Genomic DNA, 16,557 nt, shown 5'->3' with positions numbered 1-16,557 from the left:
CGCCGGTCAGCCCTTCTTTTCCTTGAAGTTCCCGTTGTCGGAGTTCAGGCCCTGCGCGAGGCTTGAGTGCACCTCGGTCCGCGGGTCGGAGTGGTCCTGGCTGCCGCTTCCGTCAGGGACTTCCTTCGAGGTCGACATCAGGTTCTCCACGGCGTTCTCGATCGGGTTCGTGGATTCCGTCTTGGGATCCTTCGCATTCTTGTCAGCCACGATGGCCTCCTCTGCGTTTGGTTACACCGTAAGTACCCTTACGATTCCACTCTATCCACCCGGTCCAGGGCCTACCAGAGCCGGCTGCTGGCCAGCCGGGCGCCTTCTCCCAGGGTCTCCAGCTTCGCCGCCGCGATCTGCGGATGCACCCGGCCGCCCAGCCCGCAGTCGGTGGACGCAATAACGTTTTCCCGCCCCACCAGTCGGGCAAAGCGCTCGATCCGGTCCGCCACCAGTTCCGGATGTTCCACCACGTTGGTGGCGTGGGAGACCACGCCGGGAATGAGAACCTTCCCGTCCGGCAGCTTGGTATCTTCCCAGACCCGCCACTCGTGCTCATGCCGCACGTTGCCTGCCTCGAAGCTGTAGCCCCCGGCGTTAATCTGCAGCAGGGTGTCCACCAGGTGGCGGAACTCGATGTCCGTAGTGTGCGGCCCGTGCCAGGAACCCCAGCACAGGTGGAAGCGGATCTGTTCCTCGGGCAGCCCGCGCAGGGCGTAATTCAGGGCCTCGACGCGGATCTGCGTGAACTTGAGGTAGTCGGCCACCGAAGGTTCGGGGTTGATCTGGTCCCAGTTCTCGGCAATGGACGGATCATCGATCTGGACGATCAGCCCGGCGTCCACGATGGCAAGATATTCCTCCCGCATGGCATCCGCGCAGGCATAGATGAACTCCTCCTCCGAGGCGTAGTACTCGTTGGCGATCCGCGAACAGGAACCGGGGGAGAGCGAGGCGAGGAAACCCTCGGACAAACCTGCCGCGGCCAACCCGGATTTGAGGTTGGCAATGTCGCTGGCCACGGCGTCGTACCCGGTGTATTCCACCGGACCCGTGACCTTGGGGAAGACCTTCTGCGCCCCGGTGGTGATACCGGAGGTCGGGTCGGTGTAGGCATCGGAGAAGCGCTGACGGTCCCGGCGGTCACCGAAACTGGTGAGGACAACGTTGCCGGGCTCCGAGCGGTGCGGTTCCATGTCCCAGATCCCCGTCTCGGCAACACTCAGGCCGCCAAGCCGCGCGAAGGAATAGGACCACCAGGCCCCGTAGTCGACGTTCGCGGACATCGCATGCCCGTATTCGCCGTCGTTCGGGATATCGATGCCTGCCTGGCGCTGGCGCCGCACCAGGTCAGCGACGGCGGCCTGCAGCAGTTCCGCGTAGCCCCCGGTATCCGCGGGGTCGGTTTCACGGGCCGCGTTCGCGGCGATCAGTTCAGGGGTCCGGGGGAGGGAACCGGCGTGGGTGGTCAAAATGCGGTCAGTGCTTTTGCGCATGGCGGTGATCCTTTAGGAATCGGTGCTCTTGCCCGCACCGGATGCCCAAGAGGCGGTGCAGGCCGCTTCGTCATCCGAACCACCCGCGAAGCATGGGGTTGGTGCACGGCCAAGTCGGAGCTTGGCGGCCGTGTCTCCTGAAGCTGGCACCCATCCTAGCCATGCCGGCGGGGCGCCGCCAAGCAAATGACGCAACATAAAAAGGACGGCGGCACCGGAGAGTTCCGGTGCCGCCGTCCTTGAAAAGCTCCGGGTGCTTAGCGCACGCCGCCCATGAGCTTCTTGATCGACGGTGTAGCCGCAGCCAGGGCAATGCCCAGGATGATCGCGGTAACGCCGCTGAAGGTGAAGTAGCTGACTTCGGTTGCCGGGTCGTAGAACTGGGCCAGCCAGCCCGCCAGGGTGGTGCCCAGGGAGACGGACAGGAAGAACAGTGCCACCATCTGGGTCCGGAAGACTTCCGGGGCCAGCTTGGTTGCCACGGACAGGCCGATCGGGGACAGGAACAGTTCAGCAAACGTGAACAGCAGCAGGATGCCGGCCATGGCCAGCAGCGGGGTGCTGTTCGGTGCGCCGCCCGAGAACGGAATGAAGGCCAGGAAGGCGAGGCCCATGACGGCCAGGCCCATGGCGAACTTCAGCGGGGAGGACGGCTGGCGGTCGCCCATCTTGGTCCAGACGCCGGCGAAGACGGCTGCGAAGATGATGATGAAGACCGGGTTGATGGACTGCACCCAGCTCGGCGGCATTTCCCAGCCGAAGATGGTGCGGTTCAGCGAGCTGTCCGCGTACATTGCCACCACCGTGAACTGCTGCTGGAACAAGGCCCAGAAAGCAGCACTGGCAATAAAGAGCGGCATGAAGGAGTACACCCGGCGGCGTTCCACCTGGTTCACCTTCTTGCTGCTGAGGATGATCACGAAGTACGCGACGGAGGCCACGATGGCGAGGATCGCCATAACCACCGCAAGGTTCTTGGCGGTCAGCAGCTCGAAGACAACGGCCAGCACGATGACAACCAAGGCGGCAGCCGCGATGAGGCTGATCTTCATGTACTGCTGCTTCGGCAGCGGGTTGGCTACCTCGTGCGCGGATTCGGGCAGGTTCTTCCGGGTCACCCCGTACTGCACCAGGCCGATGGCCATGCCGATGGCGGCCAGGCCGAAGCCGTAGTGGAACCCGTATTCGGTCCAGGCGAGGCCGGTCAGGATCGGGCCGATCAGGGCGCCGATGTTGATGCCCATGTAGAAGATGGAGAAGCCGGCGTCGCGCCGCTGGTCCTTTTCGTCGTACAGGGTGCCGACGAGCGATGTCGCGTTGGCCTTCACACCGCCGGAGCCCAGGGCGATCAGGATCAGGCCGGCGGCCAGTCCGACGGCGCCCGGCAGGACAGCCAGGGAAATGTGGCCGAGCATGACCAGTGCGGCAGCGTAGAACAGCACTCGTTCGGCGCCGAAGACGCGGTCCGCCAGCCATGCACCGAGGATGGTGGAGAGGTACACGCCACCGCCATAGGCGCCGACCAGGGAGACGGCAATAGCTTCGTCGATGCCGAGGCCGCCGTCGGTGGTGCTGTAGTACATGTAGTACAGCAGGATGCCCTGCATGCCGTAGAAGGAGAATCGCTCCCACAGCTCAACGCTGAAGAGGTTGGCCAACATCCGGGGATGGCCGAAGAAGGTTTTACGCGCTTCTTTTACGCCTGAGGTACTGGGGGTATGGCTCACGAGTTTAATATTCCCACCCTCGGCAGGTGGTCAAGCAGCCAAATCCGAAAGAATCCGCCGGAGACAAGGAAGGTTGCCATCCGTGAGTGCCTAAGATCACAGGCAAAACGGATGCTTTTGCCCGCATTACATGCTTGTGGGCCTGCATGACGGAACGATTTGCGCGACCGGTCCGGAATTCCCTAAGCAGGCAGGGGGTTGGCATGGGTATGCCAAGCCTCAGTGTTCCCGTCTCAATCCTTGACCGCGCAAACTCCCGCGAAGGATTTCCCGAGTCGGATGCGCTTAGTGCCGTGCTTGAACGTGCCGAATCCGCAGACCGGCTGGGGTACCGGCGCTTTTGGGTTGCCGAGCACCACGCCGTGGCCGGGATCGCCGGCTCGGCGCCCGCCGTCCTGATGGCCGCGCTGGCGGCACGCACCCGCAGCATCCGGATCGGCTCCGGCGGTGTGATGCTCCCGAACCACCAGCCGCTGGTCGTAGCCGAGCAGGCAGCGACGCTGCAGGCCCTGTATCCCGGCCGGATCGATCTTGGCCTGGGCCGTTCCCTCGGGTTCACTCCGGCGGTGCGGACGGCACTGCGGGCGGGGCCGGCCGAGGCAGGGGAATTTGAAGCGCAGCTGGCGGAACTGCTCACCTATCTCGACGGCACTGCGCCGATCACCGCCCGCCCGCAGGACAACGGACGAACGCCGGTGTTTGTGCTTGCCACCGGAGCAGGAGTGGAAATAGCAGCCCGGGCGGGTCTGGGCGTTGTCCTCGGCGGCCCGGCGCTGTTCCGGCAGAACAGCGCCGGGCAGACAGGTGCACTCGAACGCTACCGCTCGGCCTTCCGCCCCTCGGGCCGTTTTCCCCGGCCCTACGTGCTTGCGGCGGTCAACGTCGCTGCGGCCGGCACCGAGGAAGGGGCAAGGGAACTGCTGCTGCCCGAGGCGCATGCCCTGGCCGATTCCCGGACCAAGGGGGTGTTTCCCGCCCTGTCAGTAGCGGAAAGCGCCGCCGAACTGTCCGGACGGCGGCAGGACCTGGTCCGCACTACCCTCGAGACCTCCGTCTACGGCACGGTGGAACAAGTGCACGGCAGGCTCGAGGACCTGGTGGCTTCCTCCGGTGCGGACGAGCTGCTCGTGACCGGCGGTGCCTTCGATGCCGAGGGGCAGCGGGAATCCGACCGGCTGCTGGCCGGCCTCTTCTAGGTCAGTACCCCAGCTGGGCTGCCACGGACAGCAGATCCGCCTCGGCGCCGGGCCGCCCGATCAGCTGGACACCCATCGGCAGGCCGGCCGCGGTATCCAGCACCGGAAGGGTAATCGCGGGAAGCCCGCAGACATTGACCATGGACGTGAACGGCGAGTACCGGCACTGCCGGGCATAATCCTCGTCCGCCCGGTCACCAGCGCCGGCGTCGTCGCTGGTGTACCAGCCGAGGGGGCGCGGCGTCATAGCCAGGGTGGGCGTCAGGATCATGTCGTAGCCGCTGTACTGCCGGATGGTCTCGGCCTCAAAGGAACGGAGGACGTCGACGGCGCCTACCAGGTCCGCGGCACTGCGCCGTAGAGCGCGCTGACGCATGACGGCGGCAAGGTCGGTCAGCCGTTCTTCCCCGCCCGGTGCCAAGGGGGCGGTGGCCAGCCCGGCCGTCCACACCACCTGGAAGGCGTCCGGATACCGTTCGTCATAAACCACGTCCGCGTCCAGCAGATCGTGGCCGGCGCCGGTCAGGGCCGCGATACCGGTTTCGAGCGCCTGCAGCGCCTCGGGATCAAGCCGGATCTCCAACCTGGATTCAAAGGGTGAACGGGTGCTGACGCCGATCCGGAACCTGCCCTCGGCCCGCAGCGCAGCCGCAAGGAACGTTCCGGTGACGGGAGCAGCACTGGTGGCACGGTAATTGGGTTCGGCGACCATCGCGTCCAGCAGCAGTGCCGCATCCGCTGCGTTCCGGGCCAGCGGGCCGGCCACCACGAACTGGCCCAGGTCCTGCTGTCCCGAGCCGGCCGGGATCCTTCCGCGGTTGGGCTTCAGGCCAACCAGGCCGGTAGCCGCCGCAGGGATGCGTACCGAGCCGCCGCCGTCGGTACCCGGAGCAAAGGGGATCAGCCCGGCGGCGACTGCTGCTGCGCTGCCGCCGGAGGATCCCCCGGGGCTGAGCCGCGGATCGCGCGGGTTCCGCGCCGGCGGGCCGACCCGGTTTTCGCTGTAACTGCTGAGTCCGAATTCGGGTACCTGCGTCTTGCCGAGGCTGATCGCCCCGGCCCGGCGCAGGACGGCAGGCAGGGGCGCATCCTCCCTGGCTGTCCACGGGTCCAGAGCCGCGCTGCCCATGGTGGTGCGCACGCCCGCCACGTCCGTGAGGTCCTTGTGCGCCAACGGCATTCCGTGCAGCTGTCCCAGCTCTCCGCCCCGGGCGCGGTGTGCATCCGCAGCCCTCGCCTCGGCGACGGCGAGTTCCGGCGTCGGCGTGAGGAACGCCCCCAAAGCCGGGTTGAGCTCCTCGATGCGCCGCAGATAGTGGTCGGTGGCTTCCTCCGCGCCGAGCCCGCCGGAGGCCAGGGCATCCCGGAGTTCAACGGCGGTCATCTCGTGGAGAGCGGGCATCGCGTGCCTTTCGGTGCGGGCGGCGTCCGGGCGTTTATTCTCTCGGACCGCGTCCCACTATAGGCTGGACAAAACGGCACCGTACGGCGGGCCCGGGCGCGCCCGGAACCGTGGTGCGGAGCTTTCAACCGGTAGGACAGTGAGGGCAGCAATGAGTGAGATGCAGAGTGTAACCGTAGACACCATTCCCGAGGGCGCGAAGATCCTCGACGTGCGGGAAGACTACGAATGGGAGGCCGGCCATGTTGACGGCGCCCTCCACATTCCGCTTGACCGGCTGCCCGAGGCCCTTGATGATCTGGACCCGGACCAGGACCTTGCCGTCATCTGCCGCACCGGCGGCCGAAGCGCCCGGGCCACGCAGTGGCTGGAAGCCAACGGCTACTCGGCCGTCAACGTTAACGGCGGCATGGGTGCCTGGCTCGAGGCGGGGAAGCCCATGGTTTCCGACAACGGGCAGGAACCGACCGTTAAATGACGCATGCCGCCGACACCCAGGCCGCGCCGCACCACCGCGGCCCGCTGGGGGAAACCGTGGTTTACGCCTACCTGGGTCCGGAGGGCACCTTCACGGAGGCTGCTCTGCTGACCATCCCGGGTGCACAGGACGCCGTCCGCATTCCGGCGCCCAGCGTGAACTCCGCACTGGAAATGGTGCGCTCCGGGCAGGCCACGGCTGCCGTGGTGCCGATTGAAAACTCGGTGGAGGGCGGCGTCAGCGCCACCCTCGATGCGCTGTCCGCCGGTGCCTCGCTGCGGATCATGAGGGAAATCCTGGTCCCCATCACGTTTGTCCTGGCGGCGCGTCCGGGGGTGGCCCTGGCGGATATCCGGACGGTTTCCACCCATACCCATGCCTGGGCACAGTGCCGGGAATGGGCCGCAGGAAATATTCCCGAGGCGGAATATTTGCCTGCCTCCTCAACTGCAGCGGCAGCAGTGGAACTCAGCGAGCCCGATCCGTCCTTCGACGCCGCGATCTGCGCACCGCTGGTGGCGCAGCGGCTCGGGCTGGAAGTTCTGCGCGAGGACATCGGCGATGTGCGCGATGCTGTGACCAGGTTCGTGATGATCAGCCTGCCCGGCCTGCTTCCCGAACCGACCGGTTCCGACAAGACCACCCTGGTGGTTCCCCTGCCGGAGGACCACCCCGGTGCCCTGATGGAAATTCTGGACCAGTTTTCCACCCGCGGGGTGAACCTGAGCCGGATCGAGTCCCGTCCCACGGGTATGTTCCTTGGTGATTACTTCTTCAGCATCGACGCTGACGGCCACATTGCGGATGCCCGGATGGCGGATGCATTGAAGGGCCTGCACCGGATCAGCCCGGAACTGCGTTTCCTGGGCTCATATCCGCGCGCGGACCACCGCGAGTCGGAGATACCCCGGCACACCAGTGACGAGGCTTTTCGGGCCGCTGATATTTGGTTCGAGTCCCTGCTGAACGGATACTAGGGCTGGAACCTGCGGCCGAACCGGTCCGCAGCGGGTGAAAGGGACGCATCATGGGCCGTCTGCGGCGAAGCAACTGCGAACATCCCGGTTACTCCCGCCGCCGCTGGGGCAAGGGGTTCAGTTACCGGGACGTCCGCGGCAACGCCATCACCGACCGGACGGTCGTGGCCCGGATCCGTTCGCTGGCCATTCCGCCGGCCTGGACGGATGTCTGGATCAGCCCGTACCCCAACGGCCACATCCAGGCGACGGGAACCGACGCCGCCGGACGTAAGCAGTACATGTACCACCCGCAGTGGCGTGAGATGAAGGACCGGGAGAAATTCGACCGCGCCCTCGCCTTCGCCCAGTCCCTTCCGGCGGCCCGCCGCCTGATCACCAAGCATCTGCGCGCCGAGGGCTGCGGTTCGGAACGTGCCCTGGCAGCAGCCCTGCGGATTGTCGACGCCGGCGCGCTGCGCGTGGGCGGCACCCGCTATGCGGAGGCCAACGGTTCCTACGGCACCACCACCCTGCGGATCGAGCATGTGCGGCTGGACGGAACGGAAGTGCGCTTCGACTTCCCCGGCAAGAGCGGCCAGGAATGGCACACCTCCATCAAGGATGCCGACCTCGCGGCCGCCCTCGAACCGATGCTCCGCCGCCCGGATGCGGACACGGCGCTGGCCTACCTCGGGGCTGACGGTGCCTGGCACAGTGTCGATGCGGCCCAGCTGAATGCCTTCCTGAAGGAAGTCACGGGCGGAGAATTCAGTGCCAAGGACTTCCGCACCTGGCAGGCCACGGTGGTGGCGGCCATGTCCCTGGCCCGGATGGCGCCGGCAGCCGCCACCAATCGGGCGAAGCAGAAGGCCGTGGCGGCCACCGCACGCGACGTGGCGGAGCACTTGGGCAACACCCCGGCGATCGCCCGCAAGTCCTACATCGACCCCCGCGTGGTGGACCGCTTCTTCGACGGCCAGGTCATCCCCGTGACGGGGTTCTCCGCTTCGGAGACCGCAACCCGGATGATGCTCGAGGATTAACCGGGTTTCCGCAGGCACCGGCGATAAGTATGCTGATGGAAGGCGCGCGCAGTATTGGCGCACTGGACAACCACCCCAAGAAGGAAGGTGCCGGCATGAGCGAGTACCCCAACGAACAAGAGCAGCTCAAGGACCCGAAGCCCAGCGGTGTTTCCACCAATGACGATAACTACCGCGGCGATGTAGGCGACCAGGGCAACGACATCCGCTTTGCCGAGGAAGAGGCGCTGATCCGCGAGCAGGCCTCCCCCAGCGAGGACGAAGGCAAGTACACCGCCGCAGACGGCGCCAAGACGGATAAGGACCGCGAAGGCGGTTACACCGACTCCGAGGGCACCCAGGACGGCAAGTAACGCCTTCCTGCGAAACGGCGCTGCACCCACCGGTGCGGCGCCGTTTCTATGCCTCCGGCGGCAGGACGGGCGAGGGCGGCACCCGGACCAGCAGGGCGCCGGCGTCCACCTCCACGGTGATGGTGGTGGCGGGTCCGGTCAGGTCGCCGTCGAGCTGCGTCTGGGTGGGTTCCGCGACGGTCACCGTGATTTTCCGGACCCGGTGGTGCCGGATCACCGGGAGGTCCTTGGGGTAGCGCGTCATTACTTTGCCCGCCACCCAGGCCCAGCCCAGGACGCTGCGCGGGCTGATGATGACGACGTCCAGGAGCCCGTCATCCACCACGGCGTCGGGAATGAAATCGATTCCGGCGGGCAGGCGTCCGGTGTTGGCCACCAGCACGCTGTGCACCTTCTGTGACTGCGCCGGACCGTCGTCTATGCTGACGGTCATCCGTGTCCGCCGCCCCGGCAGGAGGCGGACGCCGGCTTCGCTGTAGGCCAGCCAGCCCACGCGCTTCTTGAGCTCATCCCTGGTGGCGGCGATTACCTGGGCATCCAGGCCGATCCCGCCCATCACCAGGAATGCATTGTGGGAACGCCCGCCCGTGGGGGCGTCTTCGAGCACAATGTCGGCCATATCGATCCGCCGCACATCCCCGTGCAGCGAGTTGCGGATGTTTCCCGCCAGGTCCGCCACGGAGATATCCAGGTTCCGGGCAAGGAGGTTGCCGGTGCCCAGCGGGATCAGGCCCAGGGCGGCACCGGAATGCGCGACCGCGCGCGAGACCTCGCGGATGGTGCCGTCGCCGCCCGCGGCGAGGACGACGTCGGCCCCGGACTCCAGTGCCTGCAGCGCCTGCAGGTAGCCCGGGCTGTCCACGGTGGTTTCCAGGATCAGCGGCGGATCCCAGCCTGCGAGCTCGCAGGAAGCCCGCAGCAGCGCCTCGGCGTCGGCAGCAAGCGCCTTGACCGGGTTCACGACCATCGCCACCCGCTGGTGGGCCGCTCCGCGCGGGGCGAACACTGCAGCGTCCGCCGCCGCCCGCCGCCTGCTTCGGGTGCCGGCAATGGCCCAGGTTGCGGCGGAGGCCAACAGGGCGGCGATGAGGACAAGGAGGAGGGTAATTTCAACGGGCATGATGCCTCCCAGAATAGCCGCCGCCCCGCAGGGCAAAGGCCCGGCAGGTTTTGGGTACCCTTGAGACGTGATCGATGTAAATGAGCTCCGCGAAAACCCCGAAAAATTCCGAGCCTCGCAGCGCGCCCGGCTGGCCGACGAGAGCCTTGTGGACGCGATCATTTCCGCTGACGCCTCCCGCCGCGACGCCCGGACCCGCTACGAGACCCTGCGCGCCGAGCAGAATGCCTTCGGCAAGCGCGTCGCCGCCGCCAAGGGTGAAGAGAAGCAGGCCCTGCTGGCCGAGGTGAAGGAACTGGCTGCCGCGGTCAAGGCCGCCGGCGCCGAGGCTGACGCCATCCAGGCCGAATCCGACGCGCTGCTGCGCCGAATCCCGAACCTGGTGTCCGACGGTGTTCCGGTCGGAGGCGAGGACGATTTCGAGGTAGTCAAGACCGTCGGCAAGCCCCGTGACTTCGAGGCCGAGGGCTTCAAGCCCCGCGACCACCTGGAAATCGGCGAGCTGCTCGGCGCCATCGACATGGAACGCGGCGCCAAGGTCTCCGGCTCCCGCTTCTACTTCCTGCGCGGCGTCGGCGCCCGCCTCGAACTGGCACTGCTGAACATGGCGATGGACCAGGCTGTGAAGGCCGGATTCGTCCCGATGATCACCCCCACCCTGGTCCGCCCCGAGACGATGCAGGGTACCGGCTTCGACGTCGCCCACGACGCCGAGATCTACCGCCTGGCCGAAGACGACCTGTACCTGGTGGGCACCTCCGAGGTGCCGCTGGCCGGCTACCACGCAGACGAAATCCTCGAGCTGGACGGCGGCCCCGTCCGCTACGCCGGCTGGTCCTCCTGCTACCGCCGCGAAGCCGGCTCGCACGGCAAGGACACCCGCGGCATCATCCGCGTCCACCAGTTCAACAAAGTGGAAATGTTTGTCTACACCCGGCCGGAGGATGCAGCGGAAGAGCACCAGCGGCTGCTGGCCTGGGAAGAGGAAATGCTGGCCAAGGTCGAACTGCCCTACCGGGTCATCGACACGGCTGCCGGCGACCTAGGCATGTCCGCGGCACGGAAGTTCGACTGCGAGGCCTGGGTTCCCACCCAGAATGCCTACCGCGAGCTGACCTCCACCTCCAACTGCACCACCTTCCAGGCCCGGCGCCTGAACATCCGCGAACGGCAGGCTGAAGGCAAGGGCACCCGTGCCGTGGCCACCCTGAACGGAACGCTGGCCACCACCCGCTGGATCGTCGCCATTCTGGAACACCACCAGAACCCGGACGGCTCCGTTAATGTCCCGGCTGCGCTCCAGCCGTACCTGGGCGGCCTGGAAGTCCTTCCGGTCCTCTAGCTCCATGCAGTGACGGCGGGACCTCGGGCGTTGCCCGGGGTCCCGCCGTCGTTCGCCCGGGCGCGCATCAACCCTGTCCGCCGGTCCGGTCCTATGGCAGCTGTCCTAGCCGCCTTCCTTGCCCATCTGCTTAGATAAAACGATGACAACATTGAGTACCGCTGGCATCGAAGACCAGCGAACCCCTGACAAGCGACACCTGGTAGCCCTCGACGTAGACGGAACCCTCGTAGACCATGACGGCCACATGTCCCCGGGCGTGCGCGAGGCCGCCCGAAAGGCCTCGGAAGCAGGTCATCACCTGGTGGTGGCCACCGGCAGGTCCTACGGCGCCGCGCTGCCCATCCTCGAACTCCTGGGTCTGACCAAGGGATACTGCGTCTGCTCCAACGGTGCCGTAACCCTGCGCCTGGATCCCGCCCTCGAAGACGGCTACGAAGTTATGGACCGTGTGGTCTTCGACCCGAAACCGGCACTGGCCGCGCTGCGGGCAAAGCTTCCCACCGCAAAATTCGCCCTGGAGGATGCGGAAGGGCGCTTCCTGTCCACCGAACGGTTCCAGGACGCCAGCTTCGGCGCCGAAGCCCTCGCGGTGGACTTTGAGTCCATGCTGGAGGCACAGGCCGTCCGCGTGGTGGTTTTCAGCACCGACAGCACCGCAGAGGAATTCGGCGAGGCGGTGGAGGCGATCGGCCTGCACGGCGTGACCTATTCCGTGGGCTGGACCGCCTGGCTGGATATCGCAGCGTCCGGCGTCACCAAGGCCAGCGCGCTGGAGCAGGTCCGCCGCCGGCTGGAGGTCGACCCGACGCTGACCATTGGTCTGGGCGACGGCCGCAACGACATCGAGATGCTGGACTGGGCCGCCCGCGGCGTAGCCATGGGACAGGCACCGGACGAGGTCTTGGCAGCAGCCTCCGAGGTCACCGGCACGGTCTACGAGGACGGTGCGGCGAGCGTGCTGTCCAGCGTGCTGGACGGCACGGCCTAGCTCACGCCCGGTAGGGGAGGGCTGCCGGCGGAAGCGAGGCCGGACCGTAGACCAGTCCCAGCAGCCGCGCGGCGGCCGGGCGGGTGGCCCATTCTTCACTCCAGTGGGACCGGACCACCGCCTTGCTCACGGCCTGTGCGGTGATTCCCAGTTCCTGGGCCACGAACTTCTGCTGCCCGCGCGCTCCCGGGGTCATGAGGTCCAGCACCTTCCACTCGGCCTCGGAGCGGGCGGCCACAATCAGGCCCAGCAGGCGCAGCACGGCTTCCGCCTCCGCCGCCAGTTCCGCATCCGGCCCCTCCACCGCCAGCGGCACACGGTCGCCGGTGCGCTGGGCGCGCTCCACGGCACGCCGGGAATAGACCAGTCCGTAGCCCCGCGCATCAGCCAGATTCTCCGGGAGGGGAACCTGGAGCTCGCCCACCCCCACGCCCACGTGCCAGCGGCGCTGCCGGATCGCTGTCAGCGCGGCTTCCACCGCGGTGGCCGCATCGGTCAGCACCCCCTGGGCTTCGTCACCGACGGTGCGCTGGAAGGGAACGGCAGCAGCCAGATGCCGAAGGGAGCGGATCAGGTCCGGAACCAGGTCCCCGACCTCCCGGGTGTCCCGCTGGTTGATGGTCAGCACAAAATGCATGGCATCAGCATGTCAGACTCCGGCGGAAAACAACCGAATGCGGTTGTGGCGCGCCCGGGCCGGCACCACGGTAGAGTCGGGCGCATGACCAGCCAGGAGCAAGCACCCCGCCCGGACCGCCGCCCGCTGCTTCCCCTGCTGTTCGGGGCAGGCATCGTCCTCCTGGGCCTGTGGGCGGCATGGCTGACCTCCAGCTGGATTGTCCTTGCCGTTGCCGTGCTGGTGGCGGTGGTCCCGGCCAGGACGCACGCGGGAGACCTGCGCGCGTGGGCGCGGCGCAAGGCGCGCGGCAACTGAGACTTGCCGCGTTAAATGCCGACGGCGGCCGCCCCGTAAGGGACGCACCGCCGTCGTACCGGCAGGGCCGGCAGGAAGAACTAGTTGTTGACGGGGTTGGCGTCGACGTCGCGGCCCTGGGCCTCGTCCTCTTCGTGGCCTTCGCCGTGTGCCTGGTAGCGCTCCAGGGAGGCCTTGACCTCGGCTTCGGCGTCCTCGCGGCCGGCCCAGTCAGCGGCTTCGACCCACTTGCCCGGCTCCAGGTCCTTGTACTTCGTGAAGAAGTGCTTGATCTCGTCGAGCAGGAAGTCGGAGACGTCCGAGATGTCCTGGATGTGGTTAAAACGCGGGTCCACGGGAACGCAGAGGACCTTGGCGTCGCCGCCGCCGTCATCAACCATGTTGAACACGCCGATGGGGCGGGATTCCACCAGTACGCCGGGCATCAGGTCGAAGTCCTGGAGCATCACCAGCGCGTCCAGGGGATCGCCGTCCTCGCCGAGGGTGTTCTCGAAGTACCCGTAGTGGGTGGGGTAGGCCATGGACGTGAACAGGACCCGGTCCAGGCGCAGGCGGTGGGTTTCGTGGTCAATTTCGTACTTGACCCGGGATCCCTTGGGGATCTCGATGGTGACGTCGAGCGTCATGGGCGTTTCGGGCATTGCGACTCCTCACTGGCGTGGCCCGCTGAGGAACCACTGGAAAGATTTGGCTGACGATCATGCGCCGGCATGCCCCGCGACCGGAAAGATCGGGGCGGGCACCGGCGTCGGTCTAGTCTTAAAGATATATGTCCTGTGCACAGAACGTGTGCAGGGCCGAAACGGGCCGGGCAAGCCGGCGGAAATGAAAGAGTCGGTGGGACATGTCTCGGATGTTCTCCGGCACTCTGCTGGCCCTGGCCTTCGCAGTGCTGCTGGTCCCGTTGGCCTGCTATGCCCTCCCTCCGGTTGCCCAGTCCCTGACCGAACCCCGGGTGCAGCGCGCCGAGGTGGTTCCCCGCTACCAGCAGGCACCCGTGAAGCTTACGGACAGCGCACTGGTAGCTGCTCCGAAGGCGTCGGATCCGATGCCGGACGTCGAGCAGCTGGCCCGTCTGCTCGATGCCGAACTGGCCGTGGAGGGAAGCGGCACCTTCTCCGCCGTGGTGCAGGACGCGCTCACCGGCACCGTGCTTTATGAGCGCGACGGCGCCACCGGGCTGGCCCCCGCCTCAAGCCTCAAGGTCCTGACCGCGGCAGCGGCGCTGTCCGCGATGGACGGCGACACGCGCTTCCCCACCACCGCCCTGCCGGGGGAAGACCCGGGCACGGTGGTCCTGCGCGGCGGCGGCGATGTGCTGCTGACCGCTGGGGATTCAGATCCCGAGTCCGTGGCCGGCCACGCCGGGCTGGCCACCCTGGCCGAACAGACCGCCGCGGCGCTTGCCGCAAAGGAAACCGCAGGACCAGTGAAGGTGCTGGTGGATGATTCGCTGTTCACCGGCCCGGCACTCTCGGACGCGTGGGGGGAAGCCGATGTCGCGGCGGGTGAGATCGCCCCGATCCATTCCCTTGCGGTGAGCTCGGCGTGGGCAGAGGAGGGCACCGGGCCGGGACCCCGCGTTGGCGACGCCGCCTTGTCCGCCGGAGAGTCCTACCGCGCCGCGCTCGCCGCTGCCCTTGCACCCAAGGGCATCGACGTTGAGCTGTTTGTTGAACGCGGCACCGCTCCGGCAGGCGCTGTTGCCCTCGCCGAGGTCCGCTCCGCACCGCTGGCCGAACAGGTCGACTACATGCTGCTGAACTCGGACAACTACCTGGCGGAGGTGCTGGCCCGGCTCAGTGCGGCAGCCACGGACCGTGAGGCATCCTTTGCCGGCGGAATTGAAACAGTTAAGGCCGAGGTGGCCGCCCTCGGGGTGGATGCCGGAGCAATGGTGCTCGGGGATACCAGCGGCCTGTCCGGCGAAACTTCGGTGTCCGCCGCGCAGCTGACCTCGCTGATGCAGATCCTCCTCACCACTACGGACCCCGATCTGCGCGCCGTCGCCGGCGGACTGCCCGTTGCGGCCCTGAGCGGAACACTGGCCGGGCGGTATGACGAGACAGCCGATTCCGCAGCGGCGGGAATTGTGCGGGCCAAGACGGGAACCCTGCTGGCGGTCACCGCGCTGACCGGGTACGCCGCCGACGCCGACGGCCGGGTACTTGCCTTCACTTTCATAGCCAGCGGCCTGAACGGAAACACCCAGCAGGCACGGGACGCCGTGGATTCCGCGGCAGCCGTGCTGGCCGGATGCGGGTGCCGGTAACACCGGCAAGACGCTCCGTTCCCCCAAGGTGGTGTGGTGCCGGAAGGCAATGTGGTCGAATGGAGCAATGGAGAGCAACGAGCGAAGCCGTCCGACCCCCGTCCCGGCACCTTCCGCCCCTGCAGGGAAAAATACCGACGCCCACCCGTCCGCCGGCGGGGCGCCGTCGCTGGTGAACTGGGACCTGGCAGCTTCCACCGCAGCGGCCATGGTGGCGCCCGGACCGAAGATGTCCGCCCGCGAGATCCGCGACGCCGTGGCGGACCTGCGGGCCGCCGCTGACGCCTCCGTTGCGCACGTCCACCGCATCACCGGACTGGAAGCGGCCCGCGACCTGCGGGACTCGGACGTGCTGATTGTGGACCGGGCATCCTGGGCCCGCGCCAACTCGCAGAGCTTCTCGGTGCTGATGGGACCGGCCCTGCAGCATCTGGCCGAAACCCGCCCGGAACAGCTGGCCGCCGCCAACACGGCACTGGGCGGAACCATGACCGGCGCGCAGCTGGGCACCATCCTGGCCTTCCTCTCGAGCAAGGTCCTGGGCCAGTACGATCCCTTCGCCGCCCTGGGCGGCGTCGGCAAACCCGGCGGACGCCTGCTGCTGGTAGCCCCGAACATCGTCACGCTGGAACGTGAACTGAACGTGGACCCCGCCGACTTCCGGCTCTGGGTCTGCCTGCACGAGCAGACGCACCGGGTGCAGTTCGCAGCCGCGCCGTGGCTGCGGACCCACATGCTGGAGCAGATCAGCCAGCTCTCCAACGGCATGATGGACAAGGCGCAGACCATTTCCGAGCGGCTGGGCTCCGCCGTGAAGGCGCTGGCAGCACCCAAGGGCGGCGTGGATGCGGACGGCGTGCCGCACAAGTCCGTGGACCTGCTCTCCCTGCTGCAGGATCCGGAGGACAAGGAACGGCTCTCCCACCTGACGGCAGTGATGTCGCTCCTGGAAGGCCACGCAAACGTGGTCATGGACGCCGTGGATGCGAGCATCGTGCCCAGCGTCAAAACCATCCGGCAGCGGTTCAACAACCGCGGCGCCAAGCGCACCTGGATTGACCGCTTCTTCCGCCAGATCATGGGGCTGGATGCCAAGATGCGCCAGTACAGCGACGGCGCGCGCTTTGTCCGTGCCGTCACCGACCAGGTGGGCATGGAAGGCTTTAACCGGGTGTGGGAGCGCCCCGAAAACCTCCCGACCGAAGCGGAGATCCATTCCGCGGACCTATGGATTGCCCGGATGGGACTGTAAC

The 16,557-nt window shown here is 67.2% G+C and carries 17 protein-coding genes and 1 riboswitch; of the genes, 10 read left to right on the top strand and 7 right to left on the bottom strand.

Going from position 1 to position 16,557, the window contains the following annotated elements; genetic code table 11:
* Positions 1-6: 6 nt before the first annotated feature.
* The 3 genes from NNX38_RS00730 to NNX38_RS00720 all read right to left on the bottom strand — a co-directional run bounded on the left by NNX38_RS00730 (position 7) and on the right by NNX38_RS00720 (position 3,214).
* Positions 7-210 (bottom strand): hypothetical protein, encoded by a 204-nt coding sequence (locus tag NNX38_RS00730; protein WP_255796265.1) that lies wholly within the window; start codon positions 208-210, stop codon positions 7-9.
* Positions 211-281: 71 nt separating this feature from the next.
* Positions 282-1,487 (bottom strand): cobalamin-independent methionine synthase II family protein, encoded by a 1,206-nt coding sequence (locus NNX38_RS00725; protein ID WP_255796264.1) that lies wholly within the window; start codon positions 1,485-1,487, stop codon positions 282-284.
* Positions 1,488-1,506: 19 nt separating this feature from the next.
* A riboswitch (SAM riboswitch) is annotated at positions 1,507-1,630 on the bottom strand.
* Positions 1,631-1,744: 114 nt separating this feature from the next.
* A complete protein-coding gene (locus tag NNX38_RS00720; protein ID WP_255796263.1) occupies positions 1,745-3,214 on the bottom strand; it encodes a peptide MFS transporter in 1,470 nt (489 codons plus the stop codon).
* A gap of 203 nt (positions 3,215-3,417) precedes the next feature.
* Between NNX38_RS00720 and NNX38_RS00715 the strand changes: the two genes are divergently transcribed.
* Complete coding sequence (locus NNX38_RS00715) at positions 3,418-4,410, top strand: MsnO8 family LLM class oxidoreductase (RefSeq protein ID WP_255796262.1); 993 nt, start codon at positions 3,418-3,420, stop codon at positions 4,408-4,410.
* 1 nt (position 4,411) lies between these two features.
* Here NNX38_RS00715 and NNX38_RS00710 read toward each other — a convergent pair whose 3' ends face one another.
* Entirely contained in the window at positions 4,412-5,812 is a 1,401-nt protein-coding gene (locus NNX38_RS00710) for an amidase (RefSeq protein WP_255796261.1), read from the bottom strand.
* A 151-nt stretch (positions 5,813-5,963) separates the two neighbouring features.
* On the opposite strand from NNX38_RS00710, the gene NNX38_RS00705 reads away from it, so the two are divergent.
* Genes NNX38_RS00705 through NNX38_RS00690 form a run of 4 tightly spaced genes read left to right on the top strand, consistent with a single transcriptional unit; the run spans position 5,964 to position 8,645 of the window.
* A complete protein-coding gene (locus NNX38_RS00705) occupies positions 5,964-6,290 on the top strand; it encodes a rhodanese-like domain-containing protein (RefSeq protein WP_227920571.1) in 327 nt (108 codons plus the stop codon).
* A complete protein-coding gene (gene pheA, locus NNX38_RS00700) occupies positions 6,287-7,267 on the top strand; it encodes a prephenate dehydratase (protein ID WP_255796260.1) in 981 nt (326 codons plus the stop codon). Before NNX38_RS00705 ends, pheA begins: the two co-directional genes overlap by 4 nt.
* Positions 7,268-7,317: 50 nt before the next feature.
* Positions 7,318-8,292: a DNA topoisomerase IB gene (locus NNX38_RS00695; RefSeq protein ID WP_255796259.1), complete on the top strand. Its 975-nt coding sequence runs from the start codon at positions 7,318-7,320 to the stop codon at positions 8,290-8,292.
* A gap of 35 nt (positions 8,293-8,327) precedes the next feature.
* Entirely contained in the window at positions 8,328-8,645 is a 318-nt protein-coding gene (locus NNX38_RS00690; protein ID WP_255796258.1) for a hypothetical protein, read from the top strand.
* Between the two features lie 46 nt (positions 8,646-8,691).
* On the opposite strand, the gene NNX38_RS00685 is transcribed toward NNX38_RS00690, so the two are convergent.
* A complete protein-coding gene (locus NNX38_RS00685) occupies positions 8,692-9,765 on the bottom strand; it encodes a diacylglycerol kinase family protein (protein ID WP_255796257.1) in 1,074 nt (357 codons plus the stop codon).
* A gap of 67 nt (positions 9,766-9,832) precedes the next feature.
* On the opposite strand from NNX38_RS00685, the gene serS reads away from it, so the two are divergent.
* Positions 9,833-11,107 (top strand): serine--tRNA ligase, encoded by a 1,275-nt coding sequence (serS, locus tag NNX38_RS00680; protein WP_255796256.1) that lies wholly within the window; start codon positions 9,833-9,835, stop codon positions 11,105-11,107.
* Positions 11,108-11,249: 142 nt separating this feature from the next.
* Positions 11,250-12,098 carry an HAD family hydrolase gene (locus tag NNX38_RS00675; RefSeq protein ID WP_255796255.1) on the top strand — a complete coding sequence of 283 codons (849 nt, stop codon included), beginning with the start codon at positions 11,250-11,252 and terminating at the stop codon, positions 12,096-12,098.
* Position 12,099: 1 nt separating this feature from the next.
* Here NNX38_RS00675 and NNX38_RS00670 read toward each other — a convergent pair whose 3' ends face one another.
* Positions 12,100-12,735, bottom strand: coding sequence for a hypothetical protein (locus NNX38_RS00670; RefSeq protein ID WP_255796254.1), 636 nt, complete (start codon positions 12,733-12,735; stop codon positions 12,100-12,102).
* An 84-nt stretch (positions 12,736-12,819) separates the two neighbouring features.
* Between NNX38_RS00670 and NNX38_RS00665 the strand changes: the two genes are divergently transcribed.
* Entirely contained in the window at positions 12,820-13,032 is a 213-nt protein-coding gene (locus NNX38_RS00665) for a hypothetical protein (RefSeq protein WP_255796253.1), read from the top strand.
* An 80-nt stretch (positions 13,033-13,112) separates the two neighbouring features.
* Here NNX38_RS00665 and NNX38_RS00660 read toward each other — a convergent pair whose 3' ends face one another.
* Positions 13,113-13,658 (bottom strand): inorganic diphosphatase, encoded by a 546-nt coding sequence (locus NNX38_RS00660; protein WP_255796740.1) that lies wholly within the window; start codon positions 13,656-13,658, stop codon positions 13,113-13,115.
* Between the two features lie 218 nt (positions 13,659-13,876).
* Here NNX38_RS00660 and dacB point away from each other — a divergent pair, with 218 nt between their 5' ends.
* Complete coding sequence (dacB, locus tag NNX38_RS00655) at positions 13,877-15,304, top strand: D-alanyl-D-alanine carboxypeptidase/D-alanyl-D-alanine-endopeptidase (RefSeq protein ID WP_255796252.1); 1,428 nt, start codon at positions 13,877-13,879, stop codon at positions 15,302-15,304.
* A gap of 67 nt (positions 15,305-15,371) precedes the next feature.
* Positions 15,372-16,556 (top strand): zinc-dependent metalloprotease, encoded by a 1,185-nt coding sequence (locus NNX38_RS00650; RefSeq protein WP_255796251.1) that lies wholly within the window; start codon positions 15,372-15,374, stop codon positions 16,554-16,556.
* Position 16,557: the final 1 nt, after the last annotated feature.

Origin of the sequence: Arthrobacter sp. zg-Y238 (assembly GCF_024385525.1) — a bacterium.
Taxonomy (GTDB): domain Bacteria; phylum Actinomycetota; class Actinomycetes; order Actinomycetales; family Micrococcaceae; genus Arthrobacter_B; species Arthrobacter_B jinronghuae.
The sequence above is the reverse complement of the archived record's forward strand: the minus strand, read 5'-3'. Positions and strand labels throughout refer to the sequence as shown.